At 38.3% G+C, this 20379-nt stretch carries 17 protein-coding genes; 16 read left to right on the top strand and 1 reads right to left on the bottom strand.

All coding sequences use genetic code 11. The features are described from left to right. Positions 1-357: 357 nt before the first annotated feature. From B5X53_RS14890 to B5X53_RS14810, 16 genes are all read left to right on the top strand, one after another. Positions 358-1056 (top strand): hypothetical protein, encoded by a 699-nt coding sequence (locus B5X53_RS14890; protein ID WP_101023034.1) that lies wholly within the window; start codon positions 358-360, stop codon positions 1054-1056. Positions 1057-1257: 201 nt separating this feature from the next. Then, entirely contained in the window at positions 1258-2136 is an 879-nt protein-coding gene (gene dapA / locus B5X53_RS14885) for a 4-hydroxy-tetrahydrodipicolinate synthase (RefSeq protein WP_079714028.1), read from the top strand. A gap of 430 nt (positions 2137-2566) precedes the next feature. Next, positions 2567-3394 (top strand): outer membrane protein assembly factor BamD, encoded by an 828-nt coding sequence (locus tag B5X53_RS14875; protein WP_317042330.1) that lies wholly within the window; start codon positions 2567-2569, stop codon positions 3392-3394. Positions 3395-3407: 13 nt separating this feature from the next. Continuing rightward, positions 3408-3743, top strand: a complete 336-nt coding sequence (locus tag B5X53_RS14870; RefSeq protein WP_079714025.1) for a DNA-directed RNA polymerase subunit omega — start codon at positions 3408-3410, stop codon at positions 3741-3743. A 5-nt stretch (positions 3744-3748) separates the two neighbouring features. Further along, a complete protein-coding gene (coaBC, locus tag B5X53_RS14865) occupies positions 3749-4954 on the top strand; it encodes a bifunctional phosphopantothenoylcysteine decarboxylase/phosphopantothenate--cysteine ligase CoaBC (RefSeq protein ID WP_079714024.1) in 1206 nt (401 codons plus the stop codon). Next, positions 4947-5834: a type IX secretion system protein PorD gene (gene porD / locus B5X53_RS14860; protein WP_079714023.1), complete on the top strand. Its 888-nt coding sequence runs from the start codon at positions 4947-4949 to the stop codon at positions 5832-5834. The genes coaBC and porD overlap by 8 nt, the downstream gene beginning before the upstream one ends. A 162-nt stretch (positions 5835-5996) precedes the next feature. Beyond that, positions 5997-7649 carry a DNA repair protein RecN gene (gene recN, locus B5X53_RS14855; protein WP_079714022.1) on the top strand — a complete coding sequence of 551 codons (1653 nt, stop codon included), beginning with the start codon at positions 5997-5999 and terminating at the stop codon, positions 7647-7649. 153 nt (positions 7650-7802) lie between these two features. Next, entirely contained in the window at positions 7803-8630 is an 828-nt protein-coding gene (locus tag B5X53_RS14850) for an enoyl-ACP reductase FabI (protein ID WP_079714021.1), read from the top strand. A gap of 240 nt (positions 8631-8870) precedes the next feature. After that, positions 8871-9152 (top strand): type II toxin-antitoxin system RelE/ParE family toxin, encoded by a 282-nt coding sequence (locus B5X53_RS14845; RefSeq protein ID WP_079714020.1) that lies wholly within the window; start codon positions 8871-8873, stop codon positions 9150-9152. 16 nt (positions 9153-9168) lie between these two features. Beyond that, positions 9169-9468, top strand: coding sequence for a HigA family addiction module antitoxin (locus B5X53_RS14840; RefSeq protein WP_079714019.1), 300 nt, complete (start codon positions 9169-9171; stop codon positions 9466-9468). A 301-nt stretch (positions 9469-9769) separates the two neighbouring features. Beyond that, positions 9770-10777, top strand: a complete 1008-nt coding sequence (locus B5X53_RS14835) for a glycosyltransferase family 2 protein (RefSeq protein WP_079714018.1) — start codon at positions 9770-9772, stop codon at positions 10775-10777. Then, a complete protein-coding gene (locus tag B5X53_RS14830) occupies positions 10770-11726 on the top strand; it encodes a CdaR family protein (RefSeq protein ID WP_079714017.1) in 957 nt (318 codons plus the stop codon). The genes B5X53_RS14835 and B5X53_RS14830 overlap by 8 nt, the downstream gene beginning before the upstream one ends. Next, positions 11723-12313, top strand: coding sequence for a dephospho-CoA kinase (coaE, locus tag B5X53_RS14825; RefSeq protein ID WP_079714016.1), 591 nt, complete (start codon positions 11723-11725; stop codon positions 12311-12313). The genes B5X53_RS14830 and coaE overlap by 4 nt, the downstream gene beginning before the upstream one ends. Positions 12314-12380: 67 nt before the next feature. After that, a complete protein-coding gene (locus tag B5X53_RS14820; protein ID WP_079714015.1) occupies positions 12381-13952 on the top strand; it encodes a sensor histidine kinase in 1572 nt (523 codons plus the stop codon). 4 nt (positions 13953-13956) lie between these two features. Then, a complete protein-coding gene (locus tag B5X53_RS14815) occupies positions 13957-14679 on the top strand; it encodes a response regulator transcription factor (protein WP_079714014.1) in 723 nt (240 codons plus the stop codon). A 394-nt stretch (positions 14680-15073) separates the two neighbouring features. After that, a complete protein-coding gene (locus B5X53_RS14810; protein ID WP_079714013.1) occupies positions 15074-19591 on the top strand; it encodes an HYR domain-containing protein in 4518 nt (1505 codons plus the stop codon). A gap of 207 nt (positions 19592-19798) precedes the next feature. Here the strand turns inward: B5X53_RS14810 and coaD are convergent, their stop codons facing one another. Next, positions 19799-20251: a pantetheine-phosphate adenylyltransferase gene (gene coaD / locus B5X53_RS14805; protein ID WP_079714012.1), complete on the bottom strand. Its 453-nt coding sequence runs from the start codon at positions 20249-20251 to the stop codon at positions 19799-19801. Positions 20252-20379: the final 128 nt, after the last annotated feature.

Raw genomic sequence — 20379 nt, 5'->3', positions numbered from 1 at the left:
AGGAGTAGCGATAACCTTTCTTTAATTATCAATTCCAGGGATCCAGCATCACACTGGTTTTATCTGATTTTTTTAAAAACTCAAAGATAATTAGATTATTCGGGTCAATGTAAACTTTGACTGAAATTGAGATTAAAATGTTCTGATATTTATCGTCAAAACCAGAATTTATATTCAGGAAACACGTTCTTAACTTACTTTAAGTGGTTTTCCTTTAAAAATTTCAAGGTATTTCAACGGAATTATTAATCCTTTGGTCGAAAAACAGGTTAAAATATATAAAAATAGCAATGCTTTACTGAAATGGACTTTATTGGTAACATGAATTTTATATTTTCGGTCCGCAATTAAATGAAAATGAGTCTATTTCAATACATTCTTATATTACTTGTTCCGCTATTGGCTGTAAATTTATATGCAGCGGTAGCTGAAGCCGATTGGCTAATGCAGGCTACCCAGCTTATTTTTGTTCCGGGCCTTGCGGGAATTTATATTAAGCTTAAAAAGAATATGGGTTTAAATGCTATGGTCTTTTTTATCTTTTTCTTTCTGGCTCAAATTAACGGCTTCATATATAATACAAATAACTTAACTCTTCTATCCTTCTTTTTCTATATTATCGCCTATTTTGGTTTAAGCAGGGAAGCTTTACAGAATACCCAAATGGAAAGCGCCAGTAAAACCATACTGGTTTATTTTTTTCTCCTATTAGCGATAAATACTTATTTGCTATTTACCCACGTATTGGAACTTAAGCAATATATGAGCAGTGAACTGGAATTTGGTATTTATATCGCTTATTACGGGATTTTGCTAGTTATGGGTATTATTTCACTTATTTATTATTTGAATTCCTATTCTAAAAAGTCCATTTATTTTATCACGGTGGTGCTTACCTTTATATTTTCAGACGTTTTTAGGGATTCATCGCAATTTTATATGAAGGATTCTGCTATTTTAATTACCGCTAATTTACTCTGGTTTACAGGATTAATATTTAGTTTGCTATTCTTCTTAACTCCCGAGCGAAAGCTTCGTTTATTGAATCTCCTTTAAAAAGCTGAAGCTATTTCCTGTTTATTTTTTAACAGAAAAAACAAAGCTGTTAAATATGTGCTTTTCTTTAAATACAAAAGCAGATTTGAGTCGCTGAAATTGATGAATTCTATACATTTGTCGCCCGAAAATTTTGCATTTTTCAGTTGTAAGTCGAAATCCCGCAAATCTTTTCGATTATCATAAAAAATTAAAACAGCAATGAAATCATTTATTGGTACCGGTGTGGCTTTGATAACTCCTTTTAAGGAAGACTTATCTGTAGATGTGCAAGCACTGGAAAACCTGGTCGAAAACCAGATTGAAAATGGAATAGATTACCTGGTGGTTTTGGGAACTACCGCCGAAAGCGCCAGCCTTAATAAAGAAGAAAAGCAGCTGGTAATAAATACAGTTGTAAAACAGAATAATAAACGTTTGTCCCTGGTTTTGGGAATGGGCGGCAATAACACATACGCACTTTGTGAAGAACTAAAAGCTGCAGATCTTTCGGCTTTTGAAGCTATCCTTTCGGTTTCTCCTTTTTACAATAAACCAACTCAGGAAGGGATTTATCAGCATTTTAAGGCCGTTGCAGCCGCTTCCCCATTGCCAATAATTCTTTATAATGTGCCGGGAAGAACTGCCTCTAATATCCTACCGGAAACCATTAACCGTATTGCCAGGGATTTTGATAATGTAATTGGGGTAAAAGAAGCTGCTGGCGATATGGTGCAGGCAATGAAATTAATAAGCCTGGTACCCAAAGATTTCCTGGTAATTTCTGGAGACGATATGCTCACTTTGCCTATGGTTTTAGCCGGCGGAAAAGGAGTGATCTCGGTAATAGCACAAGGATTCCCTGCGGAATTCTCTAAAATGGTTGCGCTTGGATTAGAAGGTAAACCTGCCGAAGCCTACGAACTTCATTATAAAGTGCAACGTTCTATAGACCTGATTTTTTCCGAAGGGAATCCCGCGGGAATTAAAGCTTTACTTGCTCTAAAAGGAAGTATTCAGAATAACCTGAGATTACCATTGGTAAAAGCAACACCGACGCTTCAGCAGCAAATTGAAGATTTCCTGAAGAATTTCAGCTAAAATTTAAAGGTCTAATAAGTTTTTAAAATCGTCATCCTAAAAAAACACCTGGCGAAGAATTAATCGTTGCTGAGCTTCGCGAGCTTTAAATTCCGTGAGTGAGTGTAATAAACCAGCAGCGTCAAAAATTTTTGAAACCCCGGAAAAAATTTAGCTGCTGATTTACGATTTTTTGGCCTTGTTCCCAAAAACACACCTCTACGTAGGACGCCTTTCCTGTCCGTCCCGTCAGGCGGGTTTTGTTTCGTTTTTTGGGCGAGCAAAAAATGAAAAAGGATGCCGCGAATATTTTAATCTAGATTATCGAGTAGAAATCTTAATTTATCGCCTTTCAAAATAATAAAAAGGCCTTATTGGGGTTATCTAAGGTGATAACACAAAGTTTTTTTTATACTGAAGAAAAATGTACTTTTGCCAGATGTTTTTACAAATGATGAAGAAAGCAATTTTATTAGTAGCAGTTTTAACCTTGACTGTGTCCTGTGGGGAGTATCAAACTTTACTTAAAAGTGATGATGCCGGAGCAAAGTATACTTACGCTGAAGAGCTGTACAATGAAGCTCAGGAAGAAAATAGCAAGAAAAAATATCGCAAAGCCCTTAGGTTGTTTGAACAAATTGTTCCGCAATATCGTGGGAAACCACAGGGAGAGAAACTTAGTTTCTTATTTGCTAATACCTATTACCAATTAGGTGATTTTTACCTTTCTTCCTACGAATTTGAGCGTTTTCAGCAGTCTTATCCCAATAGTGATAAGCTAGAAGAAGCAGCTTATAAAAAGGCGAGAAGTTTTTACGAACTTTCCCCAAGATACGATCTTGATCAAACCGATACCCATAAAGCAATTGCAGAACTTCAGGCCTATTTAAACACTTATCCTGAAGGCGAGCACGCCGAAGCAGCTAACGATATGGCTGCCGAATTGCGTATAAAACTGGAAAGAAAGGAATATGAAATTGCCAAGCAATATCATTTAACCGGAGAAGCCAGAGCCGGTAATTACCAGGCGGCGATTACCTCTTTTACCAATTTCCTGTCTAATAATCCCGGGTCTCCGTTTAGGGAAGACGCCCAATATTATAGATTTGATTCGGCTTATCAACTGGCAGTAAACAGTTTTAGAGAGCTAATGCAAGAAAGACTTGAACAAGCCCTGGAATATTCCCAGGAATATAAAAAATATTACCCTGAAGGTGAATATTCTGAAGCCGTTGAAGCTTCAACCGAAGACATAAAATCACGCTTACAAAATTTTTAATAGTAGAAGAAAGATGGATATTAAAAAGACAGACGCACCAATTAACACAATTACCTTTGATAAGAACAAGGTAGACGAGCCAACAAGTAACATATATGAGGCTATTTCTGTGGTTGCGAAGAGGGCAAACCAAATAAATTCTGAGATCAAAAAGGAATTGTTGGAGAAGCTTGACGAATTTGCCACATATAACGACAGTCTTGATGAGATTTTTGAAAATAAAGAGCAGATTGAGGTTTCTAAGTTTTACGAAAAACTTCCAAAGCCACACGCTCTAGCTATCCAGGAATGGTTAGACGGTAAAATCTATTACCGGAACACTAAAGATTCTGAAGAAGCAGAAGCTTAATTAAGATGTCTGTACTAAAAGGCAAAAAAGTGCTTTTGGGCATAAGTGGCGGTATCGCCGCTTACAAATCTGCTTTTTTGGTACGATTATTTATTAAAGCCGGTGCACAGGTAAAAGTTGTGATGACACCGGCTGCAAAAGAGTTTGTTACTCCGCTTACGCTTTCAACCCTTTCAAAAAACGAGGTTTTTTCCTCTTTTACCGAAGATGATGAAGATGAGCAATGGAACAATCACGTAGAACTCGGCCTTTGGGCCGATTTTATGCTTTTAGCCCCTGCCACTGCCAATACCTTATCTAAAATGGCCACGGGCAATAGCGACAATTTTCTGCTCGCAACATATCTTTCGGCAAAATGCCCGGTTTTCTTTGCTCCGGCAATGGATTTAGATATGTATAAACACCCTTCTACAAAAAAGAGTTTTGAAAGTTTAAAATCCTACGGGAATATTATGATTCCCGCCGGTTCCGGTGAACTTGCCAGCGGATTAAAAGGTGAGGGAAGAATGGCAGAACCCGAGGAAATTATCAGTTTTATTGAAGCACATTTTTCTAAAAATCTGCCTTTAGAGGGTAAAAAGGTACTTATTACTGCCGGTCCAACATACGAAGCTATAGATCCTGTTCGCTTTATAGGAAATCATTCCAGCGGAAAAATGGGATTTGAACTCGCTAAAAAAGCCGCATCGCTTGGCGCTGAGGTGATCCTAATTTCCGGTCCTACACATTTAGAAATTGACGATCCAAAAATCAATTTAATAAGAGTGGTTAGCGCCCGCGATATGTATTTGGCCGCACATGATTATTTTGAAAATGTAGATGTGGCAATTGCTGCAGCTGCGGTCTCAGATTATAAGCCGAAAATAGTAGCAGCTCAAAAGATAAAAAAGGCTGAAGAAAACCTTAACCTGGAACTTACCAAAACCCAGGATATTCTTCTGTCCCTGGGCAAAAAGAAAACCCATCAAAAATTGATAGGTTTTGCTTTAGAAACCAATAACGAACTTGAACACGCCCGGGAAAAGCTAGCAAAGAAAAACCTCGATTTTATCGTGCTGAATTCATTAAACGATGCCGGGGCAGGTTTTAAAAAAGATACCAATAAAATTACTCTGGTCTATAAAGATTCAGAAAAAGCTTTTGATCTAAAAACCAAGGCTGAAGTTGCCAGCGATATTTTAAACGAAATCGTACATTTGTTAGATGCGTAAATTACTATTTCTTATTCTTTTAATTGCCGGGATGCCTTTTGCGGCTGCCCAGGAGCTCAATTGCGAGATAGTGATCAATACCGAGCAAACCGGGCAAAGCAATCTTTCTGTTTTTAGAACTTTAGAAAGTTCGCTTCGGGAGTTTGTGAATCAAACTTCCTGGACCAATAAAGAATTTGAACAGGGCGAGCGCATCAACTGCAGCATGTTTATCACTATAAACGAGTTTGAAGGCGAATCTTTCAGCGGGACCATCCAGGTGCAATCTTCAAGACCTGTGTACGGTTCTAATATGGTGAGCCCTATTTTTAACTTTAACGATTCTCAATTCAGCTTTAATTATCGCGAATATCAGCCTTTAAATTACAGCCAGAATTCCTTTTCAAATAACCTGGTTTCTGTGGTTTCATTTTATGTCTATACCATTTTAGGAATGGACGCCGACACTTTTGCTCCTGAGGGTGGCACCGATTATTACCAGGAAGCTAACCGAATTGTAAATACATCACAACAGAGTGGCCGATCGGGCTGGAGTGGAGCCGACGGACAAACCTCACGATTTCGGTTAAATTCTGATTTGCTTTCCAATATGTTTTCTGAATACCGAACTGCTTTATACCAGTATCACCGCCAGGGATTAGATGTAATGCATAAAGATCCTGAAGCGGGAAAAATTGCAATTGCTGATGCACTGGAAAGTTTAACAACTATGAATTCCAGGAGGGCAAATTCTTTATTGCTTAGAAGCTTTTTTGATGCAAAGGCAGATGAGGTAACACAAATCTTTAGCGACGGTCCCGAAATTAACCGTCCGGAATTAAGTCAGACCTTAAGTGGCCTGGCGCCCCGATATTCCCGCAACTGGAGAAACCTTCAATAAAGGATTTTTCACTCGATAATCTAGATTTTAATGCTTGCTCCTTTTATCCGGAGACTTCTAAATTCTAAATTTTCCATTTTATTACTGCGTGTTCACGCATTGGAAAGTTATTGTTGATTGGGAAAAATTTCTCCCGTATATTTAACCCAAATTTAGTACACTTTGCTCACAGCTCTATCCATAAAAAATTACGCCTTAATTGAAGATATAAATATCAAACTTCAGGAAGGCTTTACTATTATTACAGGGGAAACCGGTGCCGGTAAATCTATTATGCTGGGCGCACTCGGGCTCCTTTTAGGTAATCGCGCCGACTATGGCAGTATTCGCGATGCTGAGAAAAAATGCGTGATAGAAGGAAGTTTCAATATCTCTAATTATAAGCTGAAAGATTTCTTTGTTTCTGAAGACCTGGATTATGAAGAAAATACCATAATCAGGCGAGAAATTTTAGCTTCAGGGAAATCCCGCGCTTTTGTAAACGATACGCCGGTAAAACTCACTTCATTAAATAAACTGGGAGAATATCTGATCGATATCCACAGTCAGCACGAAACTTTGAGTTTGGGAAATAACGATTACCAGTTTCAGGTAATTGATACCATTGCCAACAGTGAGACTTTGCTTTTGGAATATAAAACCGAACTAAAAGCTTATAAAAAGTTACAAAAGCGACTGGTAGAATTAAAAGAAGAACAGGCCCAGGCCACCAAAGAATACGATTACAATTTATTTTTACTTAACGAACTTGAAGAAGCACGTTTAGAAAACGGGATGCAGGAAGAACTGGAGACCCGTTACGAGGAATTGAGCAATGTTGAAGAATTAACCGAAAATTTAAGTTCAGCTTTAAATTTACTGGAGCAGGAAGAAATTGGAAGTTTAGACAGCTTAAAACAGGCTCGTGCCTCGCTGTCCAGGATTGCTAGTTTATCTTCAAATTATGAAAATCTGCATCAGCGTATTGAAAGTGTAATTATTGAATTAGACGATCTTTCTTCAGAAGTTAGCGATGCGCTGGATAGGGTAGAAGCCAATCCGGAAGAGCTGGAAGCCACCAATCAAAAGCTTCAGCTGATCTATAATTTACAGAAAAAACATTCCGCAGAAAATATTGAAGAATTACTGAAGATCAAAGACGAACTTCAGGAGAAAGTTTCGGTAAGTGAAAATGCCGAAAATGCACTTTCAGAATTAGAAAATGCAATTGTAAAACAAGAAACTAAACTGGGAAGCATAGCGGCCAAATTACACGAAAAACGAAAAGCAATAGTTCCGGCCTTTATCAAGGAAGCTGAAAGTTTACTTGCCGATCTTGGTATGCCAAACGCCAGATTAAAAATTGAATTAAAAAAAGCTAAGAATTTCCTCGCTAACGGTCAGGATGAATTGTTTTGGTATTTGGCGGCGAATAAAGGTGGCGATTTTAAAGAAATTAAAAAAGCAGCTTCCGGCGGGGAACTTTCCAGGATTATGCTCGCGGTCAAAAGTATTCTCGCTGCGCAAAGCAAACTTCCAACCATTATTTTTGATGAAATTGATACTGGTGTTTCAGGAGATATCGCTCAGAAAATGGCAGGAATCTTACAGCGAATGGGGAATGCAATGCAGGTAATTGCCATTACACATCTTCCGCAAATTGCCGGGAAAGGAAACAGTCATTTTAAGATTTTTAAAGAAGATTCAGCTAACGCCACTACCACCAAGATAGAAGAATTAAAGGGCGGCGAGCGCGTAGAAGAGCTGGCAATGATGCTTGGCGGTAAGAATATTGGAGATTCGGCGCGGGCTCACGCACGTGCACTCCTGGATTAAAACTATGGTCTGAAAGTAATTTTGCTATCTTTACCAGCTAATAGAAATTTATTTATTTTCGGGCTAGCTTCGAAATAAAAATTTTATACTTAAAATGCCTTGTGAGCTTACTCCGGGCTGATTTATATTAACAAAACGAAAAAATTTATCACTATGTCATATAACCTGTTAAAAGGAAAAAAAGGAATCATTTTTGGCGCATTAGACGAGAATTCTATCGCCTGGAAAACCGCTGAGCGCGTTAAGGAAGAAGGGGGAGAGTTTGTGCTTACCAACGCTCCAATCGCGTTAAGAATGGGAACGCTTAAAGAGCTGGCCGAGAAAACCGGTTCAGAAATTATTCCTGCTGATGCTACCAAAATAGAAGACCTGGAAAACCTGGTTGAAAAATCTATGGAGATTCTTGGCGGTAAAATCGATTTTGTACTTCACGCTATAGGGATGTCTGTAAATGTTAGAAAAGGAAATCATTACACCGAGCAGAATTACGATTTCACCAACAAAGGCTGGGATATTTCTGCAGTTTCTTTTCATAAAACTATGCAGGTGCTTTACAAGAAAGAAGCGATGAACGAGTGGGGAAGTATTGTAGCGCTTAGCTATATGGCTGCCCAACGCGTATTCCCTGATTATAATGATATGGCCGACAATAAAGCGTTTTTAGAATCTATAGCGCGTAGTTTTGGTTATTTCTTTGGAAAAGATCATAAAGTGAGAGTGAATACTATTTCACAATCCCCAACCCCAACTACTGCAGGACAGGGTGTAAAAGGATTTGATGGCTTTATCGCCTACGCCGATAAGATGTCTCCCCTTGGTAACGCAACCGCATTAGAATGCGCCGATTACACGGTAAGTCTCTTTTCAGACCTTACAAAGAAAGTTACGCTCCAAAATCTTTTCCATGACGGCGGATTCTCGAATATGGGAGTTAGCCAGGAAGTTATGGAGTCTTTTATTAAAGGGCAGGAGGAGAAGTAGAAGATTATGTTTTCTCCTTCTGCTGTCCTCAAACTTCGTGATAGCAGGACGTGCAATAACAAACTAGTTTTCAGGGTAACGTTAGTTTTAATATTAACTTTACCCTAATTTTTCATTTTTACAGTTTCATAATTGCTCATAGGGATATTCTATTAAATCATTTTTCACACCAAATATTTTCTTGTTATAAAATATAATTTTACTTACCTTTAACGTTAGTAACGTGAAGCGAAATTAAAAGTGATTAGATCATTTAGAGATAAAGAAACTGATAAAATTTGGAAAGGAATTCAATCACGAAAACTTCCGGCCAATATTCAAAATGTGGCCAGAAGAAAATTGAGAATGATAAATAATGCTCATACAATAAATGACTTAAGAATTCCTCCCGCTAATCACCTGGAAAAACTGAGTGGAAATTTTGAAGGTATGTATAACATTAGAATCAATAAGCAATGGAGAATAATGTTTAAATGGGAAAATGATAATGCTTTTGAAGTTCAGATTATAGACTATCATTAACTTTAAAATCGTAAATATGAAAAAGTTAAATAACATACATCCCGGGGAAATATTAAAAGAAGAATTTTTAGATCCTTTAGAAATTAGTGCATACCGGCTTTCAAAAGAAACCTTTATTCCTCAAACCCGAGTAAGTGAAATTATAAAAAAGAATAGAAGAATTACTGCAGATACCGCTTTACGCCTTTCAAAATATTTTGGAACAACTGCTAAGTTCTGGTTAGGGTTACAGGATGATTACGATTTGGAAGTGGAAAAAAACCTAAAAGGAAAAGAATTCAATAATATTAAGCCCTTAGAAAATAATGCTGCTTAATTTTAGCAGCCTGAACGGAGGAGGAAGGTAGGAGGACGTTTTGAAGATAATTACGTTGTTACGCCATGCTGAACTTGTTTCAGACTTTATCCCGAATTGGCTTGGGGAATCTAACATGCTTTGAACTTTTGCTCTACTTAGATCCTAAAATAAATTCAGGATGACGTAGTTCTGAAATGTTCCATAACTTGCTTCGGGAATCTAACATGAAAATAGATTCAATGACGATAGACCCTGAAACAAGTTCAGGGTGAAGTATTAGAGAAATTAATAACTAAAAGCTCAAAAATCTCTACCCAATATGACCCTGGAATATTCTTTTATAATTCCTGTTTTTAACCGGCCCGGAGAGGTGAGGGAGTTGTTAGAGAGCATGCTCAAACTTCAGTTTGATCGGGATTTTGAGATTGTGCTGGTAGAAGATGGCTCCAGTATTTCTTCAGGAGGTATTGCAACCGAATTCCAGCAGCAACTCAATATTAGTTATTACTACAAAAAAAATACAGGTCCAGGAGATTCCCGGAATTTTGGGATGCGAAAAGCCAAAGGCAATTACTTTCTTATCCTGGATTCTGATGTTTTATTACCGGAAAATTACTTGCAGGAAGTAGATAAATTCCTTCAGCAGGATTATTGCGATTGTTTTGGTGGACCAGATGCTTCTCATCCTTCCTTCAGCAAGATTCAGAAAGCCATAGATTATTCCATGACCTCTTTTTTAACCACCGGTGGGATTCGGGGTAAAAAGTCTGCGGCGAATGATTTTCAGCCTAGGAGTTTTAATATGGGAATTTCAAAAAAAGCCTTTGAAGCTTCCGGAGGATTCGGGAAAATTCATCCCGGCGAGGATCCCGATCTTTCCCTTCGACTTAAAAAACTGGGGTATAAATTATGTCTAATTCCAGATGCCGTGGTATTTCATAAACGCCGCATAGACTGGTCAAAATTCTATACACAGGTTCAAAAATTTGGTATGGTACGCCCAATTCTAAATAAATGGCATCCAGGCTCGGGGAAAATCACCTATTGGTTTCCTGCGGTTTTTAGTGTAGGCTTTTTATTGGGTATTTTGCTTTTAAAACTGGGAATTTGGTGGTTATTCCTTTTATATGTACTATATTTTGTGATTATTGCCATAGATGCTGCTATAAAAAATAAAAGTTTAGGGATTGGTTTTCTGGCTGTTTATGCCACTTTGGTACAATTTTTTGGGTATGGTTACGGTTTTATGAAATCACTTTGGCATATTCATATTTTAAAACAGGATCCGGAACACGAATTCCCGAATTTATTCTTTAAAAATGTTTAAAAACATAAGATTTAAACGCATTTCCATTAAAAAATCCAGCTTAAAAAGCTTCGGGTTTTTCTTGTTGTTTTCTTCTCTTATCTGGTTTTTTGTTCAAATCTCTAAAGAATATACGCAGGTAATAGACATCCCGGTTTCTTATGAAAATGTGCCTTTAGATAAAACTATTTCTAAAGAGCGCCCCGATAATTTACAATTAAGAATTCAGGATAAAGGCTTTGCTATTTGGTATTACCAGATTTTTAAACCTGAGGTGGAGTTAGATCTCGGGAAAGCTTCAGAAGAAGATGGCCAGTTAGTTTATAATTTTGAAGCTAACCGCGAAGTGCTGGAAGAGCAGGTGAATATCAACTTTGAAAAAGCCCGTTTTATCCAAGAAAGCCTTTCGGTTGAATTTCAGCCTAAAAAGAATAAATGGGTACGGGTTACGCCGCGTATAGATTTAGGTTACGCGGTAGGCTATTCAGCCAGTGAACCGGTAAGCCTGCAACCCGATTCGGTACAGATAAGCGGACCCGAAAATATTATCGATACCCTTCAAAATTTAAATACAGTTTATTTAAAGATCAATAATATTAGTGCTGATGTTTCTGGCAGGGTGAAAATTGATACTACCAACCTGGGGATGTTGAGTTTTTACAACAACGAGGTTACCTACAGCCAGAAAGTGGAGAAATTTACTGAAGGCAGCGTGCAAGTGCCGGTAGAAATCCTGAATAAGCCGGAAGGTACCAATATTGCTATTTTTCCGAAGGAAGTTTTAGTCTATTACCAGGTGAATTTAAAGCAGTACGAAATGGTGAAAGCCGAAAACTTTAGGGTGGTTTGCGATTTTAATGATATTGATGATGGCGACGATTTTATTATCGCCAGGATTGCAGAAGCGCCTTTAATGGTGAGAAACCTTCGGCTTAACGAGCGTAAAATTCAATTTGTGATAAAACGATGATGGTAGTGGGACTCACCGGAGGCATTGGTAGCGGTAAAACCACCGTGGCAGGCTTTTTTAAAGAAAAAGGCATTCCGGTTTATATTGCAGATGATGCCGGAAAACGCCTCCTGGAAACTTCAGCAGAAATCAGGGAAAAAGTTACCGCGCTTATTGGTAAAGAAGCTTATTCGGGCAAAACTCCCAATCGCAAACATATCGCTTCCGTAGTATTTAATGAATCAGATAAACTGGAGGCACTTAACGGCATAATTCACCCAGCTGTAGCCAAAGATTTTGAGACCTGGAAGAGCAAACAAAATTCGGTTTATGTAATTTATGAAGCCGCAATTTTATTTGAGGCCGGCGGTTATAAAAAATGCGATATAAATATTTTAGTTACCGCAGATAAAGAAGAAAAAATAAAAAGATTACAGCAACGCGATAATAGTTCTCTGGAAGAAATTGAAGCCAGGATGGCCAAACAATGGAGTGACGAACGGAAGAAAAAACTGGCCGATTTTGAAATAGAGAATCACGATTTAGCCCTTACCAAATCGCGGGTTGACGAATTAAACGAGATTATCTTAAAACGAGGTAAAAATTAGCAGAAGTTTTGTTAACATTTGGTTAAACGCTTGAAGCACTAAATGTTAAAATCTTACTTTTGGCAGCATGAATAAAAAGCTTTTTTTACTTCTCGTTATCTTAATGAGTCTTTCCCTTATCGGTATTATTTTCGTGCAGGGATACTGGATTAAGAGTACCGTAGAGGACAAAGAAGCGCAGTTTACCTACGATGTTAAACAGGTACTCTTAAGAGTGGTTAATGAAATTGAAAACCAGGAAATTGAAGATTACTGGATGAAATTCAAAGATGCCGACAGCACAAACAGTCGGTTGCAAAACGCGACGATTACCGAATATTCTTACGTAAACGAAAACAAATTAAGAAACCAAACCCTCTTTCATTCAGATGCTATTCTGGAAGAAGATTACAAGGTTTCTTCCGGCTTTATAGAATCGGCCCGCGATAGCATACCGTTCACCAAGCTCATCAATAAAAAGGTGACCAGTATTGTGAATAACCGCAATAATATAGACGGCAGCGGACTTAGTTCTCAGCAGCAAATAGAGCGCATTATTCGTATGGACGAATATGAGAAGAATTTGCTTAAAGAATATATTGCCGAGCATACCAGCAGGCTTCCGCTGCACCAAAGAGTGAACGAGGCTACAATAGAAAGGCTTTTAGCCCAGGAATTGAGCAACCGCGATATCAATTCAGAGTTTGAATATGGCGTTTACAGCAATAGTATTTCTACCAACCTGCACAGTGAGAATTTTTCGCTAAGCCATCCCGCTACATACGGGGTTCCGCTTTTTGCAGACGATATGGGAAATAGCAATTACCAGCTGCTGGTTAATTTTACCGAAAAGAAAAAAGTAGTGCTTTCATCTATAACATTAATGGCCGCACTTTCTATAATTTTTACGCTTATTATCGTGATCGCTTATTCCAGCGCCTTATCGCAATTGATAAAGCAACGGCAAATTTCACAGATAAAAACCGACTTTATTAATAATATGACGCACGAATTTAAAACGCCTATTGCCACCATTAACCTGGCTTTAGACGCCATTAAGAATCCTAAGATTAGCAGCGATGAAGAAAAGAAAAAGCGCTATCTTAAGATGATTCGTGACGAAAACAGGAGAATGCACGCCCAGGTAGAAAATGTTTTACGAATTTCTAAACTGGATAAAAACGAGCTGGATCTTAAAAAAGAAAGGCTTCAGCTAAACGAGATTGTAGAAGATGCCATGACGCACGTAGAACTAATTGTAGAAGATCGTGGCGGTTATATACAAACGCATTTTGGAGCCCTGCGCTCTTCAATTTTGGCCAATCAGGACCATTTTACCAATGTAATAGTGAACATACTGGACAACGCGGTAAAATACTCACCAGAGACGCCTAAGATTGATATTTATACTGAAAATGTAAAGAACTACATCATTCTTAAAATTCGCGACCAGGGATCGGGAATGTCTAAGTTGGTGCAAAAGAAAATATTTGAAAAATTTTATCGCGAACATACGGGAGATATCCACAACGTAAAAGGTCACGGCTTAGGTTTAGCCTATGCCAAAAGAATTATTGAAGACCACCACGGGCAAATTTGGGTAGAAAGCGAAAAAGGAAAAGGAAGCACATTTATAATTAAATTACCTCTAATATCTTAAATATATGGAAACTGAAGACAAGAAAATTTTGTTAGTAGAAGACGATCCAAACTTTGGAACAGTCTTAAAAGATTATTTGGCGATGAACGATTACGAAGTAACGCACGCCAAAAATGGAATGGAAGGTTTTGAAAAGTTTAAAAAGGACGATTTTGATCTTTGTATTCTTGATGTAATGATGCCTTACAAAGACGGCTTTACGTTGGCTAAAGAGATAAGGGAGAAGAACGAAGAAATCCCAATTATCTTCCTTACCGCCAAAGCGATGAAAGAAGACGTGCTTAAAGGTTACAAAGTAGGAGCAGACGATTACCTAAACAAACCTTTTGACAGCGAAGTATTGCTTATGAAGATCAAGGCCATTATGCAGCGTAAAGCTACAGATAGCGTGGCAGACTCCAAGCAATTTGAGTTCGAAATTGGTGGTTTTCACCTTAACTCTAAACTAAGGTTTTTAACTTATAAGGAAGAGGAGCCACAAAAACTATCTCCAAAAGAGAACGAGTTGTTGCGTTTGCTTGCCCTGCATGAGAACGATCTGATGCCAAGAGAACTGGCGCTTACCAAAATCTGGAGAGACGATAACTATTTCACCTCCAGAAGTATGGATGTATATATCGCCAAACTGCGTAAATACCTTAAAAAAGACGAGAATGTAGAAATTTTAAACATTCACGGCGAAGGATTTAGATTGGTAGTAAAAAACAACGAAAATGCCGAAGCATAAAGCGAGGTAATTTTCAGTTTCCGGGAATAATGAGAGTGGCTAATATTTTATTTTAGTCCTTTTAGCGTTTTGTAGAACTTACGTCATGCTGAATTTATTTCAGCATCTAAGTTGATGGGAGTTCTAATATGTTAGATCCTGAAACAAGCCCGCCTCACCGGTCGGGCAGGTTCAGGATGGCACCTGCGTGACACATTTAAGGACGACTAATACCTAAAAAGTCATTCTCATTGTTTTCCTACCCGGAAAAATTTAACAAAACTCTCCCGGCCACTACTGGCCAGGCATTTTTATGCCCCGGTTTTAATTACGGAAAACCGTATAATTAACGTAATTTTTAAATCTTTCGCGCGACAATATTTATCTTTACTGCCGGAGGCGCTAAAATCCGGCTATGAAGCAAAGTTACTTTACATCACCCGGTTTTACTTTTCGGCTACAGCCGTTTGGTGCTACTACTGCGCTTTTTCTAATCTTTTTTTTATTGAATTTTTCTTTTGGGTTTGGGCAGGGTCCTGAAAATACTACTCCTGATTATAACCATGAGAATGATGAGGATATTGGTTCGGCAACGATAGCTGATACTGATGAAATTATTATTGCTATTGCGACAGATTCTGATGGATTTATTTACACTTTATCCTTTGGAAGCGGAGTAGAAAAACTTAATCCGGACGGAACCATTGCTGAAGCCAACTTTATTTCTGAAAATGAATTGGACGCACCATTGGATATTGAAATAAATAGTCGTGGGGAAATTCATATAACTGATTATTTTGAGAGCGGCAGCTGTGGAGATAATGGTAAAATTAAGGTTTTCAATACAGAAGGAAATTTACTGTCTGATAGAACAATTCTAACAGGATTTTATCGGCCATTAGGTATTGCTATTAATTCTGATGATCAAATTTATGTTGCAGAATATAATCCAGAAGGTCCAGGTTGTGAAAATGAGGAAAAAAGCAGAATAAATATCTATAAATCAGATGGTTCCGTAATTAATACCACTACAAATGTTCATGCACCTTATAGATTAGCAGTAGATTCAAACAACTTTATATATATAAGTCACGATAATAATGGTAATTCTGAAGTAGCAGTTTTTGATGATAATTTAATAAAGCAAAATTCTTTAGCAGTTGTTGAATCTCCAGGTAGTATAGAAATTGATAAATATGGATTTATTCATGTTGTGGATTATGTTGGGCGATTAGAATTCGGACAATTCTTAAATCTAGAGGACCTTGCGCCCTTGCAGTTACTTCCCATAGTAGTAGGAGTATTAGATGGAATTGAGGAACAAGATTTTATAATACAGATTTTTGATAGTAACAGAGAATATAGAGATTTTTTTAGAGATGATGAAGTGGATTTTCCTGTTGATATAGTTACTAGTAATATGACCTGTGAACAAAACTTTTTTATAAATAACAGCAATATTTTTATAAATAGCATTTTTCCTATCGATATTAATTTTGATTTTGATATTGAAGTATATAATAGAATACCTTCCTATGACACTGAAAACCCAATTGCAGTTTGTGAAAATGGTTTAGAATTAACTTTGGCGAATGGAGAAGTTACCATATCAGCCGAGGAGATAGATGGCGGTTCTACGGATAATTGTGAAATAGCAGATTTGGAATTATCCCGATATACTTTTGATGAAGCCAGGGATTATGATATTGAATTAATTGTTACAGATGCTGCGGGAAATACTGATACTTGTTCCACTAGCATTACAATTTTACCTGGAGAGGAAGAAACTCCACCTGAAGCAACCTGTAATAGTTTTGAAGTGGTTTTAGATAATAATGGTGAGGCTTCTATTACAGCAGGAGAAGTCTATGACGGAGAAGAAGATCTAGAGTTAAAAATTGATAAAAGTATTTTTACCTGTGAAGATATTGGGGAAAATGAAGTTACTCTTACAGCTACTGATCCTGACACAGAATTAACCGGTACTTGTACTGCTCTAATTACGGTAAGAGATGACCAGAATCCTGGGGTGAATTGTATTGATCCCGGAGAAGAGTTTCAGTTAGAAAATGGCAGTGTAACTATTGCAGTTTCAGATATAGAATTAAATTCTTCTGATAATTGTGGAATTGTCAGTCGAAGCCTTTCCCAGACTACTTTTACAACTTCCGGAACAAAAACTATAACGCTTACAGTAGAGGATGAAGCGGGTAATACAGCAATATGTAATACTACGATTGAAATTCTACCAGAAGAATCAGCACCGTTCAATTTCCAATGCGTAGAAGAATATAAAATAAGACTGGGAGAAGATGACCAGATTTCGGGGGTGACAGAAATCCCAACTTCAGAATTTGTGACCAGCGATATTTCAAAATTAGATTTTGAAATTACCAACCAGCAATTTACTTGTGACGATATCGGGACAAACTCACGTACTATTAATGCTACACATAGGGAAACTGGTGAGCAATATTCCTGTTCAGTAAGTTTTACCGTAGTAGATGAGGGAGCTCCATTGATTATTTGTCCTGCAGAACCCATAACTACAAATCTTCCAGAAGGAGGCTACGCAGTACCAAATTTCTTTGAAAACAGGGTTTCAGATAATTGTGATAATATAGAAGATTTAGAACTGGTGCAGGATATTGCTGCGGGAACAATATTAGATTCCGCAGAAACTTATACAATAAATTTAACCGCTACCGATTCTAACGATAATGAAGAAACCTGCCAAATCACTATAATTTTAGAAGAAAACGATCCCAACGCACCCGAAATAGATTGTGTAAACCACGAGCTTTTTCTCGATGAAAATGGGCAGGCCACTTTAGATCCAGAAGATATTTTTGCTGGCGAACTTGGCAATTTGGAATTAAGTACAGATATAGAAAACTTTGATTGTTCCAATCTTGGCGAAAATACCGTGATTTTAACCGCTACAGATCCTGATACAGGCTTAAGCGATACTTGTGTTACCGAAGTTTTGGTATTAGATGATATTGCTCCCGAAGCAAATTGTGTAGCACCGGGACGGGAATTCCGGTTAGAAAATGGAAGTGTAACAATATCAGCATCGGCCATAGATTTAAATTCCGAGGATAATTGTGACATTACCAGGACGCTTTCCGTAGATACTTTTACAACTCCCGGAATAAAAAATATTATTCTGAATGTAGAAGATACTGCCGGAAATACCGATGAATGTTCAACTACCATAGAAATTCTCCCAGAAGATACAGATCGTGTTTACCGCTGTATTGAGGAAGAAGATATCCCTAATATTAGGCTGGATGAAGATTGTGAGCTTAATATTCCCGATTATACCCGCTTAATTGAAACCGAACATTTTAACCCGGCAATCACGCAAACTTACGAGGAGCTAACCGAGGAGACTTATTTAATAACTGTGGAAATCAGGGATGCTGATACAGACGAATTTGTTGGAGAATGTGAATTTTCGGTAGGTATTGTAGATTTAATTCCGCCCACAATTTCCTGCCCTAACGATCAGTTAGAAAGCTTTGATCCCGATACCGGTTTTGAAGTTCCCAATTACGAAAATATGGCTGGGATTTCCGATAATTGCGGCGAAGTGAGTTTCCGCCAGGAACCCGCTGCCGGGGAGATAATTTATAATAACACCACGGTTAATCTTTTTGTGGAAGATGAAGGCGGCCTGGATGCCAGCTGTACTTTTGAGTTGGAATTAACCGAAAGTGATGTGTTAAATATCACCTGCCAAATAGATAAAAATGTAAGCCCGGATGATAATTGCAGTTTTTGGCTACCCGATTATACCGGGACTGCCGAAGTTAATTTTCCCGGTGCCGAGATCACGCAAACGCCACCGGCAGGCACCATACTAACCGAAAGCACCCAAATACAACTCACTGCCAGCCTTGACGGCGAAACAGATGACTGCTATTTTATGGTAAACCTGGTAGATGATGAAGCTCCGGTTGCAAATTGCGTTTCCGGCTATGTGGTTAATTTAGACAACAACGGTACCGCCACCATAAATCCCGAAGACCTGGACGATAATTCAACCGATAACTGCGGAATAGTTTCTATGGCTTTAAGTCAGACAGAATTCACCACCACCGATATTGGCGATGTGCCGGTAACTTTAACTGTTCGGGATGATGCCGGGAATATAGATTCCTGTGAGACCACGGTAGAAGTGCGAGGCGAAGCTTCAGGAGAATTTGAATGCCGGGAAAATATTGAAGTTTTTCTTGATGAAAACGGCCAAGCCAATCTCAACCTTCAGGATCTATACACCGGAGACGCCAGCGAAATTAACCTGGAAGCAAGTCAGTTAAATTTCACTTGTGAAGATGTAGGAACGGCAATTATTCAGTTAGATTATTCAGGAGATGAAACCGGCAGTTGTATGATAAAAGTAGATGTTCGGGATGAACTTCCACCGGAGATTAATACAAACCTGGTAGAGCTTACCCTAAACCCCGAAGGTTTCGCCTACCTGGAAGAAACCGATATTTTAGCCGAAGATAATTGCAGCGAAGAACTGATTTACCGTTTTAGCAAGTCGGTTTTCACCTGTAAATATGTTGGGATGAATTCAATAAATGTTGAGGTTGAAGACGTAAACGGAAACAGAACCGATCAAAATATCCAGGTAAGAATAAGCGGGGAATCCTGTGATTTTCCTGAGTCGGGAGGAAATGAATATTTATTCCTATACCCAAATCCCAACAACGGGATTTTCACCATTGCCACCCCCGAAGGAATGTTTATTGAGCAGGTTAAGGTTTTTGATTCCCGCGGGAGGTACATTATGCAGCAAGAATACAACGCCAACGCCCGCTTCTACAGAATGACCATCCAGGGCGTGGAAGAATCGGTCTACACCCTGCAAATCTTCACCAACGAAGGCGTATTAGTAAAACGCGCGATTATTAAAAGATAGGTTTTTCAGTATGCAGTGTTCCAGTGAGTAGTGATTCAGTTAGCAGCTGGCAGTCTCAGTAGGCAGGGGTTTGTTGTTTGGTGTTTCTAGTCACTTCGAGTTTCTGACGGGAGGAGGAAGTATCGAGAAGTAAACGTCATCGCGAGCTAGGAACGAGCGCGGCAATCTTTTCTAAGATCTTAAATCCCCCTTTGAGGGTTAGGGGCTTTACTTCCTCACCACATTAGGCACCATAAACTCATAGTCTCCATTATTGCGAATCACATCCCGAACCACGGTTGAGGAAATATGACTTTTTCCGGAAGAAGTGATAAAAAACAAAGTGTCTATTCCACTCATTTTGTAATTGGTTTGTCCAATGGCTTTTTCAAATTCCAGGTCCTGCGCATTTCGCAATCCGCGTAGGAGGAAAGCGGCGTTTTGTTCCTTACAGAAATCAACGGTAAGTCCTTTGTAAGTGGTTACGCTTATTTTGGGTTCATTTTTAAAAGTCTCTTTTAGAAAATGAAGTCGTTCTTCCAGCGGGAACATATATTTTTTATCGGAATTCGTACCAATAGCCAAAATAATCTCATCAAATAGCGGCAGCGCCCTTTCAATGATATCGGTATGGCCTAAAGTAATAGGATCAAAAGACCCGGGAAATACTGCTTTTCTCATCATAAATAATTTTGTCTTTCCCGTGAAGATGGGAAAACATAAACTCAATTTCGTCATTTCCGCTCAGACGGAAATCAATTTACTTCTTTCTCCCAATCTCAGCTTTCTGAATATTATTTGTTGAAGTA

This window comes from Salegentibacter salinarum (assembly GCF_900168115.1).
Lineage (GTDB): Bacteria > Bacteroidota > Bacteroidia > Flavobacteriales > Flavobacteriaceae > Salegentibacter > Salegentibacter salinarum.
The sequence above is the reverse complement of the archived record's forward strand: the minus strand, read 5'-3'. Positions and strand labels throughout refer to the sequence as shown.

What these genes read in the sequence shown, in the direction of transcription:
- coaE (WP_079714016.1), top strand. Translation starts at nt 11,723, where the DNA reads ATGATGGTAGTGGGACTCACCGGAGGCATTGGTAGCGGTAAAACCACC.
- B5X53_RS14875 (WP_317042330.1), top strand. Translation starts at nt 2,567, where the DNA reads ATGATGAAGAAAGCAATTTTATTAGTAGCAGTTTTAACCTTGACTGTG.
- B5X53_RS14820 (WP_079714015.1), top strand. Translation starts at nt 12,381, where the DNA reads ATGAATAAAAAGCTTTTTTTACTTCTCGTTATCTTAATGAGTCTTTCC.
- B5X53_RS14830 (WP_079714017.1), top strand. Translation starts at nt 10,770, where the DNA reads ATGTTTAAAAACATAAGATTTAAACGCATTTCCATTAAAAAATCCAGC.
- coaD (WP_079714012.1), bottom strand. Translation starts at nt 20,251, where the DNA reads ATGAGAAAAGCAGTATTTCCCGGGTCTTTTGATCCTATTACTTTAGGC.
- B5X53_RS14890 (WP_101023034.1), top strand. Translation starts at nt 358, where the DNA reads ATGAGTCTATTTCAATACATTCTTATATTACTTGTTCCGCTATTGGCT.
- B5X53_RS14835 (WP_079714018.1), top strand. Translation starts at nt 9,770, where the DNA reads ATGACCCTGGAATATTCTTTTATAATTCCTGTTTTTAACCGGCCCGGA.
- B5X53_RS14840 (WP_079714019.1), top strand. Translation starts at nt 9,169, where the DNA reads ATGAAAAAGTTAAATAACATACATCCCGGGGAAATATTAAAAGAAGAA.
- B5X53_RS14815 (WP_079714014.1), top strand. Translation starts at nt 13,957, where the DNA reads ATGGAAACTGAAGACAAGAAAATTTTGTTAGTAGAAGACGATCCAAAC.
- coaBC (WP_079714024.1), top strand. Translation starts at nt 3,749, where the DNA reads ATGTCTGTACTAAAAGGCAAAAAAGTGCTTTTGGGCATAAGTGGCGGT.
- porD (WP_079714023.1), top strand. Translation starts at nt 4,947, where the DNA reads ATGCGTAAATTACTATTTCTTATTCTTTTAATTGCCGGGATGCCTTTT.
- dapA (WP_079714028.1), top strand. Translation starts at nt 1,258, where the DNA reads ATGAAATCATTTATTGGTACCGGTGTGGCTTTGATAACTCCTTTTAAG.
- B5X53_RS14810 (WP_079714013.1), top strand. Translation starts at nt 15,074, where the DNA reads ATGAAGCAAAGTTACTTTACATCACCCGGTTTTACTTTTCGGCTACAG.
- B5X53_RS14870 (WP_079714025.1), top strand. Translation starts at nt 3,408, where the DNA reads ATGGATATTAAAAAGACAGACGCACCAATTAACACAATTACCTTTGAT.
- B5X53_RS14850 (WP_079714021.1), top strand. Translation starts at nt 7,803, where the DNA reads ATGTCATATAACCTGTTAAAAGGAAAAAAAGGAATCATTTTTGGCGCA.